Source organism: Delftia deserti (genome assembly GCF_042653485.1).
GTDB classification, from domain to species: Bacteria; Pseudomonadota; Gammaproteobacteria; order Burkholderiales; family Burkholderiaceae_C; genus Comamonas; species Comamonas acidovorans.
In genome coordinates, this window is record NZ_JBHSIH010000001.1 from 4,323,515 (window position 1) to 4,345,116 (window position 21,602).

Genomic DNA, 21,602 nt, shown 5'->3' on the forward strand with positions numbered 1-21,602 from the left:
CTCAGGCCGGGGTCTTGTCGCTGGCGTAGCGGGACATCATCAGCGCCGTATTGGTCTTGCGGTCGGCATTGACCTGCTGCACCGTGGGCCGCTCGGCCATGCGTGCCAGGTACTCGCGCACGGGCAGGTCGGCCAGCACGTCGCGGCCGCCAACGATCTTGCTGGCCGCGCTGACCAGGGGCAGATGGACGATGGCGCAGCAGTCGGCCAGCGTGAAGCTGTCGCCTGCCACAAAGGGGGAAAAACGCGCCAGTCTTGCGAAGGCCGCCACGTTCTTGTCGAGCTGGGCCAGCGTGCGCTCCCGGGTGGAGTCGCTGACCTGGCCGCCGAAGAAGGCCTGCGGGTAGAGGATGCGCGCCACCAGTTCCAGGTGCAGGTCCAGGTACACGCACAGCTCGCGCACCTTGGCGGCCTCGAAGGCGTCGGCCGGCAGCAGGGCCGGCGAGGGCGACAGCGTCTCCACGTACTCGACCATGGCGGCCGATTCGCACAGGCCACGGCCGTCGTCGATGCGCAGGTACGGCACCTTGCCCAGCGGCGACAGCGCCGTGTCGGTCTCGCCCAGCCAGTCCAGTTCCTCGTTGAAGGGCAGCTGCTTTTCCAGCAGGGCCAGCTTGACCTTGTTGTAGTAGTTGCTGGCCGCGAATCCGCACAGGGTGAGCATGGGTGTCTCCTTGGGTTGTTTGTGGTGAAGGCGAGGGTGCGCGCCTGCGATGGTAGGGGCGGGCAGGGCATGGCGCGGTCCCGGAGATGACGACTGGGGCAGACCCCTAGAATGGCGCCATGCCGCTTCGCCTGCCCTCCACCTTGGCTGCCTGCGCCCGCTGGGTGCTGGGGCTGTGGTTGTGCGTGGCGCTGGCATCGGCGTTTGCGCCGCTGGCGCGCGCCTCGGGCTGGGAGCGCCTGTGCTCGGCCGCTGGCGAATCGGTCTGGGTGCCATCGCCGGCCGGTCAGGACAATGCCCTGGCCGGCAGCCACGGCATCGACTGCCCGCTGTGCCTGCCCCCGCTGGCGCCGCCACCGGGCCTGTGCATGGCGGTCCCGGCGCCGCTGGCGGCAGATGCGCAGCCACTGGCGTACCCGGCCTCCGTCCACAGCGTGGCCATGCCGGCCTTGCCCCAGGCCCGCGCACCGCCCCGGTGACTCCCGGATTCAATCCCCGCCTCTTTCGCCTGGCCAACCCTTTTTGCAATGCACGAAGACCGTGCTGCAATGAATTGAAATTTCTGGAGAAACCGTGATGACACTGCGTCAATGGACCACCCCTTTCCTGATCGCCGCCTCCCTGTCCATGGGCCTGGCCCATGCCCATGCCGATGCCGCCCATGTCAAGGCCGACGCCGCCTGGGCGCGTGCCAGCGTGCCGGGCCAGCAGGCCACGGGCGCCTTCATGCGCCTGACGGCCGAGGAGCCGCTGCGCCTGGTGGGCGTGGAATCGCCCGCAGCCGGCGTGGCCGAGGTGCATGAAATGAAGATGGAAGGCGATGTGATGCGCATGCGCGCCATCGACGGCCTGGACCTGCCCAAGGGCGTGGCCGTGGATCTGAAGCCCGGCGGCTACCACGTCATGCTGCAGCAGCTCAAGAGCCCGCTGCTCAAGGACAGCCAGGTGCCCATCACCCTGGTGTTCAAGGATGCCAAGGGCGAAACCTCGCGCCTGAGCCTGCAGGTCCCCGTGCGCGCGATGGCGCCCGGCGCGGCGGCTGCCCCGGCAGCGGGCCACGGCGGCGGCCACGCAGGCCATTCGCACTGAGCCAGCGCCATTGCACCGGGTTTGTGCGCAGCCGCATGCGCATGACTTGCCGTGGACTTGGCGTGTGCCTGGGTTAAGCTGGGAGCATGGCCGGCATCCTTCGCCGGCATGCTCTTCCAACCCAGTCCTAGCGAGTGCTGCCATGAGTGACGCGTCCTCCTTCGGTTTCGGCAAGTTCATCCCCGGTTTCGACTTCCTGCAGGGCCTGGCCCAGAGCGCGGGATCGGCCACCGCCCGGCCCCTGGGGCGCCTGCCCGAATGGGTGGCGCCCACGGTGAGCATCGAGGAGGTGGACAAGCGCATCACCGAACTCAAGGCCGTGCAGTTCTGGCTGGATCAAAATGGCAAGGCGCTGGCCGCCACCATCCAGGCCCTGGAAGTGCAGCGCATGACGCTGTCCACCCTGCAGGGCATGAACGTCAGCATGGGCGAACTGGCGCAGGCCTTCCAGTTCCCCGCCGCTGCAGCCGCCACCGCTGCAGCCACTGCGGGCAAAGGCGCCGCCAGCGCGGGGCAGTCCGACCACTCGGACTGGCCCATGTCCTCCGCCGGCAAGGCCGGCAAGCAGGAAAAGCCGCAGGCCGCGCCCGCACAGCCCCCTGCCGAGCCGCCTGCAGCTGCTGCGGCCGCTGCATCCGCGGATGCCGGCAGCAAGGCCTCCGGCCCTGAGGCTTCTGCGCCCAAGGACGAGCCGGCCCAGGCCGCCGCCATGGGTCAGGCCATGCAATGGTGGGGCGCACTGACCCAGCAATTCCAGCAGATCGCCGCCAAGGCCATGGCCGAGCCCATGGCCCCCGAGGCCGTGGCTGCCGCACAGCGCGCCACCGGCATGGCCGGCGACATCGCCAAGGCCGCCATGGACCGCATGACGGCCCAGGCGGGCGCCTTTGCTGCGCAGGCAGGCAAGGCGGCGGCTGCACCGGCGGGCAAGGCTCCGGCCGAGGCCGCCAAGGCGCCTGCGAAAGCACCAGCCAAGGCTCCCTCCAAGGCGCCAGCCAAGGCAGCGGCCAGGAAGACGGCGGCAAAGACCAGCGCAAAGACAGCAGCCAAGGCTCCGGCCGCAGGCAAGGCGCCGGTCAAGAGTCGGCCACCGCGCTGAGCGGCACGGTGGCACCCATGGATGGTCTAGTGCATAACACGCTCTAGGCCCGAGCCCCCCGCAAGCCGGGCGCTGGCAGGGCTAGAAGGAAGGTTGGTATGTCGTTGTTTCCTGTAGGCCATGCCAGCCATTCCGACTGGCGCACCGCGGCCGACGCGGTGCTGCAGCAACTGCGCTCGCAGATGGCCGGGCCCGGCCACGCGCAGCGGCCCCGTCTGGGACTGGTGTACCTGTCCCATGCGCATGCCGCCTGCGCACGGCCGCTGCTGCAGCATCTGGCCAGGGCCCTGCCCCATGTGGCGGACTGGGCCGGCTGCTCGGCCGGCAGCGTACTGGCCATGTCGCATGAATACCTGTCCGGCTCCGCGCTCGCGGTGATGCTGCTCGATGTACCGGCTGCCCACTACCGCCTGTATTCGGGCCTGGCGCCCCTGCATGCGCCTGGCGGCGAGGCCGGCTTCACGGCCCATTCGGCCCTGGTCCATGCCGGAGGTGGCCAGCCCGAGCTGGCCGAGCTGCTGTACGAGCTGTCCGAGCGCACCGAGTCCGGCCTGCTGTTCGGCGGCGTGGGCGATGACGGGGACGATGGCGTGGAGGGCGTGCAGATCGCCTGCCGTACCGAGGACCTGCATGCGCAGCATGCGGATGCGCGCGGCATTTTTAGCGGAGGCTTTTCAGGCGTGGCCTTCGGTGCGGGCGTGCCCTGCATCACGGGCATGGCCCAGGGCTGTGTGCCGCTGGGCGAGGGGCTGGAGATCACCGAGGCGCGTGGCGCCCTGGTCACCGGGCTCGATGGCGATCCGGCCCTGCAGCGCCTGCTGCAACTGCTGGGCGTGGAGCTGGAAGGCAGCGACTGGCAGCCCGCGCTGACCACGGTACGCACCACGCTGGCGGCCATTGCGCCGCCGGGCCGGGGCCTGGCCCACGGCGTGTTGACCGAAGAGGCCCAGGTACTGACCCTGGTCGGCCTGGACCCGCTGCGCCAGGGCGTGGCCCTGTCCTCGGCCGTGGAGGCCGGGCACTCGGTGATCTTCTGCCGCCGCCAGGCCCAGGTGGCGCGCCAGGAACTGCTGCAACTGGGCGCCGCATTGCGCGATGCGGCGGAGCCTGAAGAACCAGTTCCGGAAGGCGAGACACAGCCCCGCATCCGGGGCGCCATCTACATCAGTTGCCGGGGGCGCGGCGGTGGCCTGTTCGGCGGACCCGATGCCGAGTTGCGCACCCTGCGCCACGCACTGGGCGATGTGCCATTGATCGGCTTCGTCGCCGAAGCCGAGATCATGGACGCCCGCCTGCACCGCTTCGCCGGAGTGTTGACGGTGTTCACTGCTTAGGCGTCGTACACGCCGTACACACGGTACACACCGTCTGCACCTCAGACCGCGCGCGGGCGCACCGTGCCTGCGCTGCGATCCGGGTCCATGACTGCAGCTCCCAGAAAATCGAAATCCACGGCCGGCTGTCTGCCGCTGACCAGGTCGGCGAGCGCCATGCCGGAGCCGCAGGCATGGGTCCAGCCCAGCGTGCCGTGGCCGGTGTTCAGGAACAGGTTGGCGATGGGCGAGCGTCCGATCAGCGGCACATTGCTGGGCGTGGCGGGGCGCAGGCCGCTCCAAAATTGCGCGCGTTCGGCATCGCCGGCGCCGGGGAACAGCTGCTGCACCCGCCGCACGATGGCCTCGCAGCGCACGGGGTCCAGGTTGCGGTCGTAGCCGTTGAACTCCGCCGTGCCCGCGATGCGCAGCCGGTCGCCCTGAGCGCCCGTATAGCGCGAGAACACCAGCTTGAACTCGTCGTCCGTGAGACTGACCTGATAGGCCTTGGCGGGGTCCAGTACCGGCAGGGTCACGGAGTAGCCCTTGGCCGGATAGATGGGCAGGCGCAGCCCCAGCGGCTGGGCCAGCAGCGGGCTGAACGAGCCCATGGCCAGCACATAGGCGTCTGCCTGGATGCGTTCGTAGCGGCCCTCGGCATTGGTCATCTCCACATGGTCGATATGGCGGCTGGCGCCCGCGCCCGTGGTGCGCAGCGCCGTCACATGGTGGCTATGGCGGAATTGCACGCCCGTGGCGGCAGCGATGCGCGCCAGCTCGCGTGTGAAGAGGTTGGCGTCGCCTGATTCATCCTCGGCCGTATAGGTGGCGCCCGCTATCTGCCCGCGCACATGGGCCAGGGCCGGCTCCAGGCGCACGGCTTCGTCGGCATCGATCAGGCGGCGGTCGCAGCCCAGGGCCTGCATCTGCTCGGTGGGCTTGAGCGCGCCCTCGAACTCGCGGGCGTTCGTGTAGAAGTGCAGGATGCCTTGCATGCGCTGCTCGTACTGGATGCCGGTGTCCGACCGCAGCTGCTGCAGCGCCTCGCGGCTGTAGGTGCCCAGGCGCACGATCTGCTGGATGTTGTGGCGCGTGCGCGCGGGCGTGCAGTTGCGCAGGAAGGACAGGCCCCAGAGCCACTGGCGCATGTCGGCACGCAGGCGAAACAGCAGCGGTGCGTCCTGCCGGCCCAGCCAACCGAGCAGCTTCAGCGGTGCGCCTGGGTTGGCCCAGGGCTCCGCATGGCTGACCGAGATCTGCCCGCCGTTGGCAAAGCTGGTTTCGGCGCCGGGCGCAGCCTGGCGGTCTATGACGGTCACTTCGTGACCCAGGGATTGCAGATAGTAGGCCGAGGCGGTGCCGATCAGGCCGGCTCCGAGAACGATGACGCGCATGACAATGCCCTTTCAAAGGCATGTGCCGGTCACGCGGAAGCTGGTAGCTATGGATTTAATAGCAAGCAGCCGGCGTCCGTCGTGACGCAGCTGCCGCTCCCCCTGTCCTTGGTACCTGAGAGATTCACCGCCGTCCATGGGGACGGGGCTTGCTCCTTCGGTGCGCCGCGCCTTGCGCGCGGCGGCTCTCCAGACGGCATGATGAGTTTGCAGTACGGAACCTGAGCGTGTATGGGAGTTTGCGCCTTCGGTGAGGCCGGCACCGTGGCGCCCGCCTGCTCTCCTGCTGATGGCGATTCTAGGGGGCGGCCCGTGCCGCTGCCGCTAGGCGTAAACCCCAGGTCGGCCTGCGGGCCTATCGCCTGCGCGCAACATGCGGTAAATGAGAACAATTTAGAATTTCGCGCTGATGGCGCCTTCCCTCCCTGGCCCCGGCCGACGCCGCCCGGGGCTGGCGAACGGCCGCCATGCACGACCACTGCCTGCTGCCAGCTACCCTCTGCCCGCCTCCCATGCACCGCTCCGTACTGATGCTCCGTTGCGCACCGATGGACATCTGACTGCCTTCGTCCGCCCCCATGACTTTCAAGAAAATCTGGTTCCAGCTGCACTGGTTCTTCGGCATCACGGCCGGCACGGTGCTCATCGTCATCGGGCTGTCGGGCGCGGTGTTCTCCTTCCACGAGGAAATCCTGGGCTGGATGAACCCCGGCACGGCAACCGTGCCCGCGCGCGATGCCGCGCCGCTGGCGCCGCCACAGATTGCGCAGGCGCTGCGCGAGGCCGGCGAGCAGCGCGTGGTCCAGCGCATCACCGTCTTTGCCGAGCCCGGCCGCTCGGCCCAGGTGGCCTTCAAGCCGCCGGCCGGCCAGCGCCGGGGCCAGACGGTCTTTGTCAATCCCTACACGGGCGCCCAGCTGCCCGAGCAGCACGGCACGGAGTTCTTCGAATGGGTGGAGCGCCTGCACCGCTGGCTGCTGCTGTCGCGCGATGACGGCAAGCCCATCACGGGCACGCTGGCCGGCCTGTTGCTGATGCTGTCGCTGTCGGGCCTGTACCTGCGCTGGCCGCGCCGGCCGCTGTCATGGCGCACCTGGCTGAGCTTCGACCCGGCGCTCAAGGGCCGCTCCTTCCTCTGGGGCCTGCACTCGGTGGCGGGCACCTGGGCCCTGGTGGCCTATGTGGTGTTCACCTGCACTGGCATGTACTGGGCCTTTGGCGTGGTGCGCAGCACGGTGGACGGCTGGGCCGGCGTGCCGCCGCGCGTGGCCGCTCCCGCGGCGCCGTCCTCGAAACCCGGTGGCGGCCGGCCTGAGCCGGCTGGCGTGCAGCAGCCCATCGACATCGCGCCCGGCTGGGCCGCCTTCGAGCGCATCGCCCATGGCTGGCAGTTCGCCCAGCTGCGTCTGCCCGAGCGTGCGGGCCAGCCCCTGCAGATCAGCTGGCTGGATGCCGACGCCGCCCATGAGCGCGCGCGCAACCAGATGGCCTTGCTGCCCGACGGCGCCGTGCAGCGCGACGAGCGCTATGCCGACCTGCCCACGGGCCGCCGCGCCGTGGGCGCCATCTACCCGCTGCACATGGGCACCTATTTCGGCATGCCGGGGCGCATCTTCATGACGCTGGCCTCGCTGATCATGCCCCTGTTCGCCATCACGGGCTGGATGCTCTACCTGGACCGCCGGCGCAAGGCGCGCGCCCTGGCCAAGGAGCGCCAGGCGCTGCTGGAGGACCCGCCACCGTCCGCGCCTGCGGGCCAGGACACCGTGCTGGTCGCCTTCGCCAGCCAGGCCGGCCGTGCCGAGCACCTGGCCGTGGCCACCGTGGCTGTGCTGCGCGGCGCAGGCATGGCGGCCAGCCTGCAATCCGTGGCGAGGCTGGATGCCGAGCAGCTGCGCCACCATCGGCGCGTGCTCTTCGTGGCCAGCACCTTCGGCGAAGGTGATCCGCCGGATGCCGCGCGCCGCTTTGCGCGCCTGCTGGGCGCGGCCTCGGGCTCGGCCCTGCCGCATCTGCAATACGGCCTGCTGGCGCTGGGCGACCGGCAGTACGCGGCCTTCTGCGGCTTTGGCCATGCGCTGGACCACCAACTGCGCCGCCTGGGCGCACAGCCCGTGTTTCCGCTGATCGAGATGGATGGCGAGGAACCCCAGGCCTGGCATGCCTGGCAGCAGGCGCTGGCAGGGCATTTCGGCGCCGTGCTGCCCGTGTGCGATGCCCTGCCTGCGTCTTCGGCGGAGCCGCTTGCCGACGCCACGGCCTTTGCTGCCTGGCCGCTGCAGGCGCGCAGCCTGTGCAACGCGGGCAGCCAGGGCGCAGGGCTTTATGTGCTGGACTTGGCACCGCCCGAAGGCGTGGCCCCGCTGTGGCGGGCTGGTGCGCTGGCCGAGGTGCTGCCACGCCATGGCGCAGCCACCGTGCAGGCCTGGCTGGCTGCCCAGGAATGCGACGGCTCGGCCCCCGTGCAATGGCGCCAGCAGACCTGCATGCTGGGCGAGGCACTGGCCGCCAGCGTGCTGCCGGCCCCGGGCGACATCGCCCCCGGCACCGCGCCCCAGGCCGTGGCCGATGCGCTGCTGCCGCTGCTGCCGCGCAGCTACTCGGTCGCCTCGCTGCCGCAGGACGGCCATGTGCGGCTGCTGGTGCGCCAGGCCCGCCATGACGGCGGCCTGGGCGTGGCGTCGGGCTGGCTGACGGCGCATGCGGCCCAGGGCACGTCCGTGGCCATGAGACTGGTGGAAAACCGCGCCTTCGAGCCGCGCGACGAGGCAGGTGCCGAGCCCGATGCGCCGGCCATCTTCATCGGCAACGGCTCCGGCTATGCCGGCCTGCGCGGCCACCTGCTGGCGCGCATGCACGCAGGCCGCCACCGCAACTGGCTGCTGTTCGGCGAACGTCAGCGGGCCCATGACGGGTACTGCGAGGCCGAGGTCTCCGGCTGGCTGGCCGCAGGCAAGCTGCAGCGCGCCGACTTCATCTACTCCCGCGACCAGGCCCGGCGCCGCTACGTGCAGGACGCCCTGCGCGAAGCCGCCGAACCCCTGCGCGACTGGATCGCCGACGGCGCCGTGCTCTACGTCTGCGGCAGCGCCGACGGCATGGCCGCAGGCGTCGATGCCGCGCTGTCCGACATTCTGGGCGCTACCGCCGTCGAAGACCTGATCGTCGAAGGCCGTTACCGCAGGGATGTGTACTGAGGTGAAGCGCCGCGTCTTAATGCACAGCGCATGAAACTGGCGCGGCCCAAGTCAGGGACACCGAGCAAGGGCCGCCCCGCCGCGAGGGTGTCGTCCCCCTCCCGCGTAGCGAGAGAGGGGGAAGGCGCGTAAGCGCCTCAGGGGGTGATGTACCTCTCCTTCCCGAGATTGAGCATCAACCGGTTCGCCCAGCCGAACAGCGCGGCCGAATGCAGCATGTCCAGGATTTCCTGGTCCGTGAGGCCGGCATCGCGCAGCGGCTGCAGCTGGGCGGCGCCAAAGCTGCCCGGCGCGCGCGTCAGGGCCAGCGAGGACTGGATGATGGCGCGTTCGCGCGCATTGGTGCCGGCCGTGTCGGGGTCGTCGAACATCTGGGCCATCACGTCGTTGCGCTTGGCCAATTGCTCGAAGCGCTGGGCGTGGACCGATGCGCAGTACACGCAGCCGTTGGAGCGCGACACGGCCGTGGCCGCCACCTCGCGCTCGGCGCGCGACAGGCCGCCCGGTGCATACATGATGGCGTTGAAGGCCTGCGAGCGCTCCGACAGCACGCGCGGCTGGCGGGCCAGCAGCAGGTAGAAGTCCGACGTGCGCGCCTTGGGGTGGCTCAGGTCCAGCACGGCCTGCTGCTCGGCCGTGGCCGTGGCGGGGTCGAGCACGGGCAGCCATGACGTCCAGTCCAGCGTTTCGCTGGTGTAGCCGTTGCGGCGCAGCGGCTCGCCCGGTGGCGGCAGGTTGGCGGGGTGCACGAAGGGTGCGGAGGCGGCTTCGGCAGCCGGTGCGCTGGCCTGGCCGCCCAGCGCGTCCATGGCTTGCACGCCCGCGAACAGGCGCAACTGGTAGGCGATGAAGCCCACCAGCTGGGCCACCAGCACGGTGTCGTCGATGGACAGGCCGGACTCGGGCATGGCCAGCAGGGCGGCGCGGTCGCTTTCGGCGGGGTGCAGGGCCAGGGTGCGCACGAAGTGCAGGGCCGCATCCAGGCGGGCGTTGCCGGTCTGGGCGCCGGGCTGGGCCAGCACGGTGCGCAGCGCGGGCGTCAGGGCATCGCCCAGGGATTCGGCACGCTGGCGGTATTCGTCGGCCAGGGCCTGCACGCCGCTGACGCGGCATTGCTCGCTGGCCAGCACCAGGCGCTCGGCGCGGGACAGGCTGTCGGCCAGGCCGTCGCCCAGCAGCAGGTCCTCGCAGGCCTGGGTGGCAATGGCCACCTTGTCGCGCTGGCGGCGCGTGGCGAAAACGGGGGACTGGTCGGTCAGGCCGGCCAGGCGGTCGATGGTGTCGTTGGCGGTGGTCATGGGTGTCTCAGGTCTTGTCTGCCAGGGCCCGCACGCGGGCTTCGGGGTCGGCGGGCGTCCATTCGCCGCCGTCGAGCTCGGGCTCGGAATAGGACTGCAGCTGGGCGTAGTGGTGTTCCAGGTCCTCGCGGTAGAACAGCGAGGCCAGGCCCTGGGCCAGCTTGCGCGCGCCGTCGCTGATGGCGGGGATATCGCCCGACACCGTGCCGTGCGACAGCGCGGCCGGATAGCAAAAGCAGTGCACATGGTCCAGGCCGGGCAGGGCGCCGGGCGTCTTTTCCTGGAACTCGAACAGCGGGCCCAGGTCGGGCGAGTCCGACAGCTCCTGGTCCTCGGCACCCGCCTCGGGCACGAAGCGGTCGCTCCAGATGCGCACATGGGGCGCCAGGTCGGCGAACTCGGGGCGCTGGCGCCAGTCGATGGCAAAGCCGGTGGAGACGATCAGGAAGTCCAGCACGAACACGCCGCGCGGCGTGTCCACGCGCAGCCGGTCTCCGTCCTGCTCCACCTTCTGCACGGCGCAGCCCAGGTTGAAGTGGGCGTTGGCATGGCGCGAGACGCGCAGCGTGCTGCCGTGCGGAGGTGGCACCTGCTGCACGTTGATGTAGTGGCGTATGCGCCATTTCCAGGCGTCGGGCAGCAGGAACTGGCCGTGCGTGAGGCCGGGCGTGCCTGAGCCCTTGGATTTGTTGATGCGTGGCAGGTCGCTGCGGCGCACCAGCAGGTCCACGCTGGCGGCGCCGTTCTCCAGCGCGGTGGCCGCGCTGTCCATGGCCGACGAGCCCGCGCCCACCACGCCCACATGCAGGCCGGCCAGGCGGCCGTAGTCGAGCACGTCGGAGGAGTGCGCCCAGCGGCTGCGGTCCACGCCCTGCATGAAGGCGGGGATCTGCGGGCCGCCCAGGCCGTCGCGGCCCGTGGCCAGCACCACGCGGCGTGCCAGCCAGGTGCGCGAGGCGCCATCGGCCGTCACATCGACCTCGACCGTGCCGTCGGCCTGCGGGCGGATGGCCGTGACCTGGTGGCCGTTGCGCACGTCGCAGCGCATCACGCGGCGGTACCAGCGCAGGTAGTCCATCCACTGCAGGCGCGGGATCTTGTCCAGCGCGGCCCAGGCTTCGCGGCCCCATTGGGCGATGAACCAGGCGCGGAAGGTCAGCGAGGGCAGGCCCAGCGCAGGGCCTGTCAGCTCCTTGGGCGAGCGCAGGGTTTCCATGCGCGCCGTCGTGGCCCAGGGGCCTTCGAAGTCCAGCGGGGCCTTGTCCAGCAAAACGGCCGCGATGCCCAGCTGGGACAGCGCGGCCGACAGGGCCAGGCCGGCCTGGCCGGCGCCGATGACCAGGACATCGTGCACGGGCTGGCCGTCGCGGGTGGAGGGAGGGATCCAGGCCTTGGCAGGCCAGCCCAGGGCGACGAGGTCGTCGCGCAGGCGTTCTTCAAGGGCAGCCAGGCCCGCAGGGGCCGGGGCTGCCGGTTCGGTCAGGGACATAGACTCACCAGGAACTCACGAGGAAAGGCGCGCCAGCGGGGCAGGGCCTGCGGGCGCGCACGGCATCAATCGATGCTGATTTTCGCGTCTTTGACCACCTGTGCCCACTTCAGGCGGTCGCTGTGCACGGTTTTCTTGAACTGCTCGGGCGTCTCGATGCGGATGGCATTGCCCTGGGACTCGAAGCGTGCACGCACCTCGGGCAGCTCCAGCACCTCGCGCACGGCCTGGCTGAGCTTGGCCACGATGGCCGGGTCCGTGCCCTTGGGCGCGAAGATGCCGAACCAGATCGAGCTGTCGAAGCCCTTGGTGCCGGCCAGGCCGCTGGAGGCGATGGTGGGCACTTCCCTGATGACTTCCACGGGCTTGGCCGTGGTCACGCCCAGCAGGCGCACCTTGCCGCTCTTGTAGTGAGGCAGCACGGTCTGGACCTGGTTCATGATGCAGCAGGTCTCGCCGCGCAGCACCGAGGTGATGGCCTCGGGGCCACCCTTGTAGGGCACGTGGACCATGTTCAGGCCCAGGCGCGCATTGAACTCGGCAAAGGCCATGTGCGTGCCTGCGCCGTTGCCGGTGGAGGCGTAGTTGTACTTGCCGGGGTTGGCCTTGATCTCGTCCACGAACTCCTTGAGGTTCTTGACGTTGATCACGTTGGGATTGATGGTCAGCACGTTGGACACATCGATCAGCGGCGCCACCGGCACGAAGTCGGTTTCCACATCGAAGGGCAGCTTCTTGTACAGCGCGGCATTGCTGCCGTGCGTGGCGGCCGTGCCGAAGGCCAGCGTGTAGCCGTCCGGCTTGGCGCGCGCCACGATCTCGCTGGCGATGTTGCCGGCCGCTCCCGACTTGTAGTCAATGATCAGGGGCTGGCCCAGGCGCTGGGACAGTGGCTCCTGCACGCCGCGCGCGATCACGTCCACGCCCGAGCCTGCCGGGAAGCCCAGGATCATGGTCACGGGCTGGTGCGGCCACGAAGCCGCCGAATCGGCTGCCACCGCTGCGGTGGAGCCGAAGACGGCCAGGGCCGCGGCGGCGGCGGCGGGAATCCAGGAGCGGAAAAGCGAGGGGCGCATGGTGTGCAGGGGTATCCGGTGAATCAATTCCCATATTTTCCTGGGAACTTAATGAGCCACTTTTATATGCATATGTTGGTATGAAGCCAGTGTGGGCATGCCCGGCGCTGCCAGCAAAAAGCCCGCCGATGGGGCGGGCTTCATGCCGGGCGCAAGCGCCCATCAATGGCGGTAGGGGTTGTTGGGGCGGCGGTCATGGCGGTCCGGCACGCCGTCGCGGTCACGGTCCCAGCGGCCGGGTGCGTAGCCCCAGCGGCCACCGTGCTGCGACCACACGGGCTGGCGGTACACATAGCCGGGACGCGCCTTGACCCAGTGGCCGGCCACCCAGGCATGGCGGTGGCCCTGCGGGCGCCAGTAGCCGGGTGCCCAGACATAGCCGCGGCGCGGTGCCGGAACGGCCTCGTAGCGCATGGGAGGCGGCGCGCCGAACTGGACCGAGATGGCGGTGCCCGGCGCCGCATAGGTCACGTTGGCCTGGGCCTGCGCGGTGCCGGCCCATCCGGCCAGGGCCAGGGTGGCGGCGATCAGCGGTGTGCGAAGGGAAATCATGGCGGCTCCTTGTCCTTGGTTCATCGGGCTGGAGTCCTGGTGAAAGAAATCCATGACTGCATGGTGCAGGTCCATCGTCAATCCCGGGTTGCCGCGCCGCGAAGTCTTGCAATCTTGTGTATCGCCTTGGTGAAGCCTTGTTGCCAGGCGCTGCAGCGCAGGCTGCCGTCCTGCAGCCGCCGTCAGACAGTGCCTCTTCGAAGCGCCGTGAACGCCGTGAATTCCCAGCTGCGCATGGCCAGCACCAGGGTGTAGCCCTCGCGCTGGCCCGGCGGCAGGCGCTGGTCCTGCAGGTGCTGCTGGGAAAAGTCATGGGCCAGCCGCTGTATGCGTTCCACGAAGCTGGGCGCCAGATGCCGGCCGATGGAGCCGTGCACCATCAGCATGCCTTCGCCCGGCTGGTCGAAGCCGCCGCCGAAATAGTCGAGCACGGCGTTCTCTCGGAAGTACTCCATCACCGGCCCGCGCGCGCGCCAGCGGAAGGTCTTGGCCAGGCGCAGCCGGTAGCGGTTGCCGGGGCGCAGCTCGATGATGCCGATGCGGTCCAGCTGGGCCAGGTAGCGGATGCCTTCGGCCTCGGTCATGCGGTAGGTGGCCACGATCTGCTCCAGCGTCCACTGGCTGAGCACGCAGATGGCCATCAGCAGCAGCTTGCGGTCGGCGACCACGGCGTTCTCCTGCTCGGGCGTCATCTCCTGCAGCAGCGGCTGGCTGTCGGCCACGCGGCGGGCCAGGTCGGCGAAGTCCAGGCTCAGCGCGCGGCAGATGGCATCGATGCGCGACAGCGGCATGTCGCCCTTGGCCAGCATGCGCTTGACGCTGGACTCGGCCATGCCCAGGGCGCGCGCCAGGTCCGCATAGGTCATCTGGGCGGCCTTGAGTTCCTTCTTGAGGGCGATGACGAGGTCGGCAGTGGTGCTCATGGGTAGCGATTATCGATACCCGAGGTGCTGGTTTGCGCGGCGGGTGCAGAAAAACGATGCTGGAGGGGCCGGTGTCTCGCCACACTCCGCCCCACTTTCCACGAGGAGCAACACATGCCATCCGTATCGATTTCACCGGCCGCCGCCCTGCGCGCGCTGTACTGGGGCGCTGCCCTGCTGCTGCTGGCCGCCTGGCTTGGCCCCGCCTTGCCGCAGCCGCAGGACTTTCACGCGTTTGCCGATCAGCGTGCCTGGGGGGCGCTGCCCCATGCGCTGGATGTGCTCAGCAACCTGGGCTTTGCCTGGGCCGCCGTGGCGGGTGCGCGCCTGCTGCTGGACCGGCGTAGCCAGGCGCTGGCGCCGGCCCTGCGCTGGCTGGCCGCGCTGTTCTTCACGGGGCTGGCGTGTTCGGCCATAGGCTCGTCCGTCTACCACTGGGCACCTCACGATGCCACCCTGGCCGGCGACCGGCTGGGCATGTCCATGGCCTTTGCCGGCATGCTGGGGCTGGCGCTGCAATCGCGCATTGCCGACCGCGTGGCCGTGCGCGCCGCGGTGGCCATGCTGCTCGCCGCCGTGGCCTCGGTGCTGGTCTGGCTGCATGGCGGCAACCTGCTGCCCTGGGCGCTGGTGCAGGGCGGCGGCATGCTGGCGGTGCTGGGCCTGGCCTGCGTGGCGCCGCGCCATGGCGCGCTGGCGCTGCGCCTGGGCGTGGTGATCGCCTGGTATGGCGCGGCCAAGCTGCTGGAGTGGGGCGATGCGGCCGTCTTCGAGGCCACGGCCGGGCTGGTGTCCGGCCACAGCCTCAAGCATGTGGTGGCGGCGGCCGCCGCCCTGCCCGTGATCACCGCGCTGCGTGCGGCCGGAACGGCGCGCATGGGCAGTACGGGCACAATGTGCGCCGATGCGTGCGGCCATGGCAGCGCCACCAACCGTTGAGGGAAGACAAGATGTTTCAGCAAGAGACCGGCAGCCCGTCTGCCCCCGCCGCAACGGCCGGCGCCGTGCCATCGGCCGCGCACGAGCACCCCAACCAGTTCGCCCTGCTGGGCCAGCGGCGCTTTGCGCCGTTCTTCTGGACCCAGTTCTCGGGGGCGGCCAACGACAACCTGTTCAAGTTCGCGCTCACCGTGATGGTGACCTACCAGCTCAGCGTCTCCTGGCTGCCTTCGGCCATGGCGGGGCTGGTGATCGGGGCGTTGTTCATCCTGCCGTTTCTGCTGTTCTCGGCCACCTCGGGCCAGCTGACGGACAAGTGGGACAAGACGCGCATGTTCCGCCTGGTCAAGAACCTGGAGATCGCCATCATGGCGCTGGCCGCCTGGGGCTTCATCCAGGCCAATGTGCCTTTGCTGCTGGGCTGCGTCTTCCTGATGGGCCTGCACTCCACGCTGTTCGGCCCCGTGAAATTCGCCTACCTGCCCCAGGTGCTCAGCGAGCGCGAGCTGACGGGCGGCAACGGCATGGTGGAGATGGGCACCTTCGTGGCCATCCTGCTGGGCAACGTGGCAGGCGGCCTGCTGGTGGCCGTGCCCGAGGTGGGCCATATGCAGGTGGCCGTGGCCTGCCTGGCGCTGGCGGTGATCGGGCGGATCTTTGCGCAGTTCATCCCCAATGCACCGGCCACCGACCCGCACCTGGTCATCAACTGGAACCCCTTCACCGAAACCTGGCGCAACCTGCAACTGGCCCGCGAGCAGCCCGCCGTGTTCCGCTCGCTGCTGGGCATCAGCTGGATGTGGTTCTTCGGCGCCGTGTTCCTCGCCCAGTTCCCCAGCTTTGCCAAGGAGGTGCTGCATGGTGACGAGCATGTGGCCTCGCTGCTGCTGGTGGTGTTCTCTGTGGGTATCGGCACGGGCTCGCTGCTGTGCGAGGTGTTCAGCCGCCGCCATGTGGAGATCGGCCTGGTGCCGCTGGGCGCCATCGGCATGAGCGTGTTCGCCGTGGACCTGTTCTTTGCCTCGCGCGCGCTGCCGGCCTCCGAGCTGATGGGCGTGGGTGCCTTCTTTGCCGAGCCCGCGCACTGGCGTGTGATGGCCGACCTGGGCATGCTGGCCCTGTCGGCCGGCATCTACAGCGTGCCCATGTACGCGCTGATCCAGATGCGCAGCCAGCCCACGCACCGCGCGCGCATCATCGCGGCCAACAACATCCTCAACGCGCTGTTCATGATCGCCTCCAGCGTGCTGGCCGGCGCGCTGCTGGCGGCGGGCTTCAGCATTCCCCAGGTATTCCTGATCACGGGCATTGCCAATGCCGTGGTGGCGGCCTACATCTTTTTGCTGGTGCCCGAGTACCTGCTGCGCTTCGTGGCCTGGGTGGCCTCGCGCTTCGTCTACCGCTTCAAGGTGCAGGGCGACGAGCACATTCCGGCCACCGGCGCGGCCATCCTGGCCTGCAACCATGTGAGCTTTGTCGATGCCGTGCTGCTCATGGCCGCCAGCCCCCGGCCCATCTACTTTCTGATGGACCACCGCATCTTCCGCGTGCCCGTGCTGGGCTGGCTGTTCCGCCTAGCCAAGGCCATCCCCGTCGCGCCCCAGAAGGAAGATCCCGCCACCTACGAGGCTGCGTTCGAGCGCGCCGCCCAGGTGCTGCGCGAGGGCGACCTGCTGGCCATCTTCCCCGAGGGCGGCATCACGCGCGACGGGCAGCTGCAGGAGTTCCGTGGCGGCATCATGAAGATCATCGAGCGCGCCCAGGCCGATGGCCTGCAGGTGCCCGTGGTCCCCATGGCGCTGACCAATCTCTGGGGTTCGTACTTCAGCCGTATCGAGCAGGGCGGCGCCATGGTGCGGCCCTTCCGCCGTGGCCTGTTCAACCGTGTGGGCCTGAACGTGGGCCAGCCCATGGCCCAGGCCGAGGTGCAGCCCGCGCTGCTGCGCGAGCGTGTGCAGCGGCTGCTGGCGGCTTAAGAGGGGTTCTGTTCCTCTACCGTGAAGCTCAGGCCGGCATTGGCCTTGAGCCTGGCGATGAGCGCGTTGCCCATGGCGGGCGCCGTGGTCCAGATGCCGCCGGGCGTGTCCGGGGCGTCCTGCAGCAGGCAGACGGCTGCCTCGGTGATCATCTTGGACGTGGAGCCGTAGCCCGGATCGCGGTCGCCCTTGACGCCCACGCGCAGGCTGTTTCCCGCTGCATCGGCGCCGATGAAGAGCACGTCGTAGAAGCCCGATTCACGCTCTTCGCGCGATGGCCCCTCGCCAGGCTTGGGGCCGTCGTCTGCGCCCAGCGACTTGTCGGCCGCCACGGCGTTGGCCAGGGCCTCGCCCTTTTCGCCCGCGCCTGTGACCATCATCTCGTCGTAGACAAAGTCGGCGCCATAGGCATGGCCCAGCAGAAAGTTGGAGCGGTGCACGTTGCGCGTGTTGATGGCCGCCATCACGAAGGGTGCCACCCACAGGCCCAGCACCTCGTCCACCATGGGCTTGCTGCCGGACGGTTGGCGCGGGCCTTCGAAGCCCGGCGCGAGCGAGAACGGATTGCGCAGCAGCTCCAGCACGCCCGGCTGGGCGGCGGCCGCCGCCATGGTGGCCTTGAGGCTGGCTGCCGTGCCGCCCGAGAACGTGCCCTTCATCTTGCGCACCCGGCCCCGCACGCGCTGGGCGGGCTGGCCGAAGCGGGCCTGCATCTCTCGCTGCAGCATGAACACGCCCAGGTCGAAGGGAATGGAATCGAAGCCGCAGGAGAACACGATGCGCGCGCCGCTGGCCCGGGCTGCGGCCTCGTGGGCATCGATCATCTGGCGCATCCACGCTGGCTCGCCGCACAGGTCCACATAGTCCACCCCGGCGCTGGCGCAGGCGGCCACGAGTTCGTTTCCGTAGAGCTGATAGGGGCCGACCGTGGTCAGCACCAGGCGGGTCTGCTCCATCAGCGCCTGCAGGCTTGCGGGATTGCCGGTGTCGGTCACCACCAGCGGGGTATCGGCGGGCGCGCCCAGCTCGTCGCGCACGGCCGCGAGCTTGGCGGCATTGCGCCCGCCCATGGCCCAGCGCAGGCCGCTGCCTGCGGGGTAGCGCCTGAGAAGGTACTCCACCACCAGCCGGCCCGTGAAGCCGGTGGCGCCGTGGACGACGAGGTCGAAGGGTTTGGTCATGGGAGATCTCCATCAATCAGCGTGGCGAACGTGCGATTGCCCGCTGCACTGCAGCCGGGTTGGGCGCATTGTCTGTGGCGCGCCGCAGGGTTCCTGTCGCCCAGGTGCCGTGCCCGATGTCCTGTGTGCTGGTGTCGCATGCAGGAACTTTTTGGGGAGTAAACAACAGTCAAAAACTTGAAAAGTACCGTTTTAAGATACTCGATGGCCTGCGCCTGGCCACTGTTACGGTTGAATGCAGACACGCAAGTTACGTCTGGGCACCATGCGTCCCGTGTTCAACCAACGCCCTTGAGGGGCACCTCGGCAAATGTCCTCTTCTCCCATCGTCGTTCAGCGTGATACCCGGGCCTGGCAACTGCAGGTGTGGGTGTCGTTCGGCATTGCGGTCTCGCTGTGCGCCATCGGCCTGGCCTGGCTGCCCGGCGAGCAGCTGGAGCAGGCCTTCATGGTGATGGGCTATGTGTTCTGCCTCTCGGCCGCCTTCGTGCTGGCCAAGTTCGTGCGGGACAACGAGGGCGGCAGCCGCAGCGCAGGCGACACGCCCATGTGGAAGCTGGTGGTCTGGGGCGGCTTTGCCGTGTCCATGGCGCTGACCGGCTGGGGGCTGGTGAGCATGGACATCAACGTGACCTACAAGGCCTTCCTGGGCGTGAGCTGGCTCTACCTCATCACCACCGCCTTCACGCTGGCCAAGATGCTGCGCGACCGCCACGAGGCCGACCTGGCGCAGGCCCGCATGCAGGGCCGCCGCGAGGCCGCGCAACCGGCCGATGCCGAGTGATGTCCACCCCTTCCCCCGCATTTCCAGGAGTCCAAGCAATGATGGTCAACCAATCCGTTTTCGCGCGCCTGCCGCGTGCCCTGCTGGCCGCTGGCGCGCTGTGCGCAGCCCTGGCCATGGCGCCTGCCCATGCGCAAAGCGAGGCCTCGGTGGCGCTGTCCATGCTGCCCGTGGCCTCCGTGGTGGGCACGGCTTCGGTGGCTTCGACGGCCGCTGGCGCCGTGGTGGCCTTGCCGGCCGCGCTGTCGGTGGGCGGCGCGGTGCTGACCGTGAAGGCGGTGCAGGCCTCGGCCACGGGCACGGTCTATCTGCTGGAGCGTGCCTCCGACGGCGCCCAGGCCAGCGTGGAAGTGGTGGGGCGGGGCGCCTCCGCTTCGGCCTATGCCGTGGGCACGGTGCTGACCTGCAGCGTGATCGGCGCAGGCGTTGTCATCTCGGCGGCCGGCAAGGTGCTGGCCTTCATTCCCAACGAGATGGGCAAGGCCCTGCTGCACAACGAACGCCTGTGATGTCTGCCATGAAACCGCCTCTTTCTCCTTCCCCTGTGGCCCGTGCCGCCTGCCTGGTGCTGCTGCTGGCCGCCGTGCTGGGCACGGCCCATGCAGGGCGCAGCTGCGAGGACAAGCCCCTCACGCCCCAGTCCCTGCAAAAGGGGCTGGACCTGGCCCAGCGCACATCCCAGGCGCTGGACGCCGAATATGCGAAGAACGGCACCCGCGTCGTGCTGCTGGCGCGCGTGGGCCAGGACCTGGGCAAGTACGACCTGCACTACTCGCACTACGGCTGGGCCTACAGGACCCCCGAAGGCCCCTGGCGCGTGGCGCACAAGCTCAACGAATGCGGCACGGCCGGCGGCCATGTCTACCGCCAGGGCCTGGGCGAGTTCTTCCTGGACGACCTGTGGCGCTACGAGGCCGGTGTTCAGGTGCCCACGCCCGCCGTGCAGCAGGCGCTGTGGACCTTCCTGACCCAGCCCCAGACCGTGCTGCGCCTGCAGCACGAGCCCTACAGCATGGTCAGCTATGCCTGGGGCCAGCGCTACCAGCAGTCCAACCAGTGGGCCACCGAAACCCTGGCCGCCGCCATGGAGCCGGCCACGGTGCAGCGGCGCGAGCAGGCCCAGGCCTGGCTGCAGTTCAAGGGCTACGAGCCTGGTGTGCTGGTGATTCGCGCGCTGTCGCGGCTGGGCGGGCGCGTGACGGCTGCCAACATCGCCTTCGACGACCATCCCAACGACAAGCGCTATGCCAGCCGCATAGAGACCGTGACCGTGGAATCGGTGACGCAGTGGCTGCAGCGCAGCCAGCTGGCGGGTCCGGTACGCGTGCTGCCCTGAGCCGGACCGGCTTTTCCTCCGCCTGCGGTCTTCCTTGGCCGCAGGCCACTGAAACAGGAGTTTCCCCATGAGCAAGGCCTTGCGTCTGCCCGAGAAATGGTTCCGCCGAGGCCTGTGGCTGGTGGCGGTGGTGTTCGCCTCGTTCCTCATCGGCCTGGGCGGCCTGGTGGTGGGGGACCTGCCCCAGGTCGAGTCGCCGCGCACGGTGGAGGACTTCATCGCGCCCGCCGCGGCCGAGCCCGTCAAGGCCGAGATCAAGGCCGCCGATGCCGATCACGACAAGGCGGAGACGGCGCTGCAGAACGCACGCCTCAAATACCAGGCCGCGCAGTCGCGCTACCGCTCGGCGCGCGAGATCTTCGACAACTGGGTGGCCACGCGCCGCGCCACGGCCCGGCCCGAGCAGGACAGCGAGCTGCTGTCGCGCACCCAGGCGCTGGATGCCATCAAGCAGGAAGAGAACACCGCACGCGCCTCCGTGGAGCGGCTGCAGGACGCCAGCCTGCAGGCACGCCAGCGCCTGGACGCGGCCAACCGCCAGTGGGACGGCCTGCGCGACGGTGCCATGGAGGCCTGGCGCAAGGAGATGCGCGCCATCGAGCTGCGCGTCTTCCTCTACCGCCTGGCGCTGACCCTGCCCCTGCTGCTGGTGGCCGGCTGGCTGTTCGCCAAACAACGCAAGAGCACCTGGTGGCCCTTTGTCTGGGGCTTCATCTTCTTTGCGCTGTTCGCCTTTTTCGTCGAACTCGTGCCCTACCTGCCCGACTACGGCGGCTACGTGCGCTATGTGGTCGGCATCGTGGTGACGGTGCTGTTGGGGCGCGCGGCCATTCTGGGCCTGAACCGCTACCTGGAGCGGCAAAAGCAGCAGGAGTCACTGCCCGAGACGCAGCGGCGCCAGGAACTGGGCTACGACGTGGCCCTGGCCCGCCTGGCCAAGGGCGTATGCCCGGGCTGCGAGCGCCCCGTGGACCTGAAGGACGGCGCCATCGATTTCTGCCCCCACTGCGGCATAGGCCTGTTCGACCGCTGCGGCAGTTGCAATACCCGCAAGAGCGCCTTTGTGCACTTTTGCCACAGCTGCGGCACGCAGGCCGATGGCAACCGCAGGAAGCCGGGAGCCGTGCTGCCTTCCACGTCTGCCGTGCCTCCCGTGCAGGAGGCCGGGCCGGCACCGGGTTGAGTCTGGCTGAGCCCGCCTGACCCCCGCCTGAAGCGGCCCTGGCGGCGGCCGTGGCGGTGTCGGCCGGGGCCGGCAAGACCCTTGAAGCTGCGCGGGGTTGTGGTACACC

Annotated in this window: 19 protein-coding genes and 1 riboswitch; of the genes, 11 read left to right on the top strand and 8 right to left on the bottom strand. The window is 69.4% G+C overall.

The features are described 5' to 3' along the window. Position 1: 1 nt before the first annotated feature. A complete protein-coding gene (locus ACFPFG_RS20785; RefSeq protein WP_183017787.1) occupies positions 2 to 664 on the bottom strand; it encodes a glutathione S-transferase family protein in 663 nt (220 codons plus the stop codon). A gap of 119 nt (positions 665 to 783) precedes the next feature. Between ACFPFG_RS20785 and ACFPFG_RS20790 the strand changes: the two genes are divergently transcribed. The 4 genes from ACFPFG_RS20790 (at position 784) to ACFPFG_RS20805 (ending at position 4,186) form a co-directional block, all read left to right on the top strand. Beyond that, positions 784 to 1,143, top strand: a complete 360-nt coding sequence (locus tag ACFPFG_RS20790; RefSeq protein ID WP_183017788.1) for a hypothetical protein — start codon at positions 784 to 786, stop codon at positions 1,141 to 1,143. A gap of 97 nt (positions 1,144 to 1,240) precedes the next feature. Next, entirely contained in the window at positions 1,241 to 1,753 is a 513-nt protein-coding gene (locus ACFPFG_RS20795) for a copper chaperone PCu(A)C (protein WP_013800288.1), read from the top strand. 142 nt (positions 1,754 to 1,895) lie between these two features. Further along, positions 1,896 to 2,852, top strand: a complete 957-nt coding sequence (locus ACFPFG_RS20800) for a PhaM family polyhydroxyalkanoate granule multifunctional regulatory protein (protein WP_380108077.1) — start codon at positions 1,896 to 1,898, stop codon at positions 2,850 to 2,852. Between the two features lie 98 nt (positions 2,853 to 2,950). Further along, positions 2,951 to 4,186, top strand: coding sequence for an FIST signal transduction protein (locus tag ACFPFG_RS20805; RefSeq protein WP_380108079.1), 1,236 nt, complete (start codon positions 2,951 to 2,953; stop codon positions 4,184 to 4,186). A gap of 41 nt (positions 4,187 to 4,227) precedes the next feature. Here ACFPFG_RS20805 and ACFPFG_RS20810 read toward each other — a convergent pair whose 3' ends face one another. Continuing rightward, positions 4,228 to 5,559: a D-amino acid dehydrogenase gene (locus tag ACFPFG_RS20810; RefSeq protein ID WP_312377029.1), complete on the bottom strand. Its 1,332-nt coding sequence runs from the start codon at positions 5,557 to 5,559 to the stop codon at positions 4,228 to 4,230. Positions 5,560 to 5,651: 92 nt separating this feature from the next. Further along, positions 5,652 to 5,762: riboswitch (glycine riboswitch) on the bottom strand. Positions 5,763 to 6,137: 375 nt separating this feature from the next. On the opposite strand from ACFPFG_RS20810, the gene ACFPFG_RS20815 reads away from it, so the two are divergent. Then, positions 6,138 to 8,756, top strand: a complete 2,619-nt coding sequence (locus ACFPFG_RS20815; RefSeq protein ID WP_380108081.1) for a PepSY domain-containing protein — start codon at positions 6,138 to 6,140, stop codon at positions 8,754 to 8,756. A 137-nt stretch (positions 8,757 to 8,893) separates the two neighbouring features. Here the strand turns inward: ACFPFG_RS20815 and ACFPFG_RS20820 are convergent, their stop codons facing one another. From ACFPFG_RS20820 to ACFPFG_RS20840, 5 genes are all read right to left on the bottom strand, one after another. Next, positions 8,894 to 10,054, bottom strand: a complete 1,161-nt coding sequence (locus ACFPFG_RS20820) for a CMD domain-containing protein (RefSeq protein WP_380108083.1) — start codon at positions 10,052 to 10,054, stop codon at positions 8,894 to 8,896. A gap of 7 nt (positions 10,055 to 10,061) precedes the next feature. Beyond that, positions 10,062 to 11,543, bottom strand: a complete 1,482-nt coding sequence (locus ACFPFG_RS20825; RefSeq protein WP_197954638.1) for a SidA/IucD/PvdA family monooxygenase — start codon at positions 11,541 to 11,543, stop codon at positions 10,062 to 10,064. 65 nt (positions 11,544 to 11,608) lie between these two features. After that, entirely contained in the window at positions 11,609 to 12,619 is a 1,011-nt protein-coding gene (locus ACFPFG_RS20830) for a Bug family tripartite tricarboxylate transporter substrate binding protein (RefSeq protein ID WP_380108086.1), read from the bottom strand. A 162-nt stretch (positions 12,620 to 12,781) separates the two neighbouring features. Next, positions 12,782 to 13,171, bottom strand: a complete 390-nt coding sequence (locus tag ACFPFG_RS20835; protein ID WP_312377035.1) for a YXWGXW repeat-containing protein — start codon at positions 13,169 to 13,171, stop codon at positions 12,782 to 12,784. Positions 13,172 to 13,353: 182 nt separating this feature from the next. After that, entirely contained in the window at positions 13,354 to 14,094 is a 741-nt protein-coding gene (locus ACFPFG_RS20840) for a helix-turn-helix domain-containing protein (protein ID WP_012202467.1), read from the bottom strand. A gap of 114 nt (positions 14,095 to 14,208) precedes the next feature. Here ACFPFG_RS20840 and ACFPFG_RS20845 point away from each other — a divergent pair, with 114 nt between their 5' ends. Together ACFPFG_RS20845 and ACFPFG_RS20850 are read left to right on the top strand one after the other, a co-directional pair. Next, positions 14,209 to 15,033, top strand: coding sequence for a hypothetical protein (locus ACFPFG_RS20845; RefSeq protein WP_380108088.1), 825 nt, complete (start codon positions 14,209 to 14,211; stop codon positions 15,031 to 15,033). Between the two features lie 11 nt (positions 15,034 to 15,044). Then, the gene (locus tag ACFPFG_RS20850; RefSeq protein ID WP_380108090.1) at positions 15,045 to 17,009 is read left to right on the top strand and encodes an MFS transporter; all 1,965 of its coding nucleotides are present in this window, start codon (positions 15,045 to 15,047) and stop codon (positions 17,007 to 17,009) included. Here ACFPFG_RS20850 and ACFPFG_RS20855 read toward each other — a convergent pair. Then, positions 17,006 to 18,190, bottom strand: a complete 1,185-nt coding sequence (locus ACFPFG_RS20855; RefSeq protein ID WP_380108092.1) for a saccharopine dehydrogenase family protein — start codon at positions 18,188 to 18,190, stop codon at positions 17,006 to 17,008. The genes ACFPFG_RS20850 and ACFPFG_RS20855 overlap by 4 nt on opposite strands. 310 nt (positions 18,191 to 18,500) lie before the next feature. Between ACFPFG_RS20855 and ACFPFG_RS20860 the strand changes: the two genes are divergently transcribed. The 4 genes from ACFPFG_RS20860 to ACFPFG_RS20875 all read left to right on the top strand — a co-directional run bounded on the left by ACFPFG_RS20860 (position 18,501) and on the right by ACFPFG_RS20875 (position 21,493). Beyond that, positions 18,501 to 18,974, top strand: coding sequence for a YiaA/YiaB family inner membrane protein (locus tag ACFPFG_RS20860; protein ID WP_380108094.1), 474 nt, complete (start codon positions 18,501 to 18,503; stop codon positions 18,972 to 18,974). Between the two features lie 38 nt (positions 18,975 to 19,012). Next, on the top strand, positions 19,013 to 19,483 hold the full coding sequence (locus tag ACFPFG_RS20865) for a hypothetical protein (RefSeq protein ID WP_013800299.1): 471 nt from the start codon (positions 19,013 to 19,015) through the stop codon (positions 19,481 to 19,483). A gap of 8 nt (positions 19,484 to 19,491) precedes the next feature. Beyond that, the gene (locus ACFPFG_RS20870) at positions 19,492 to 20,310 is read left to right on the top strand and encodes a DUF2145 domain-containing protein (RefSeq protein WP_380110312.1); all 819 of its coding nucleotides are present in this window, start codon (positions 19,492 to 19,494) and stop codon (positions 20,308 to 20,310) included. A gap of 67 nt (positions 20,311 to 20,377) precedes the next feature. Next, positions 20,378 to 21,493, top strand: coding sequence for a serine endopeptidase (locus ACFPFG_RS20875; RefSeq protein ID WP_380108096.1), 1,116 nt, complete (start codon positions 20,378 to 20,380; stop codon positions 21,491 to 21,493). Positions 21,494 to 21,602 lie beyond the last annotated feature (109 nt).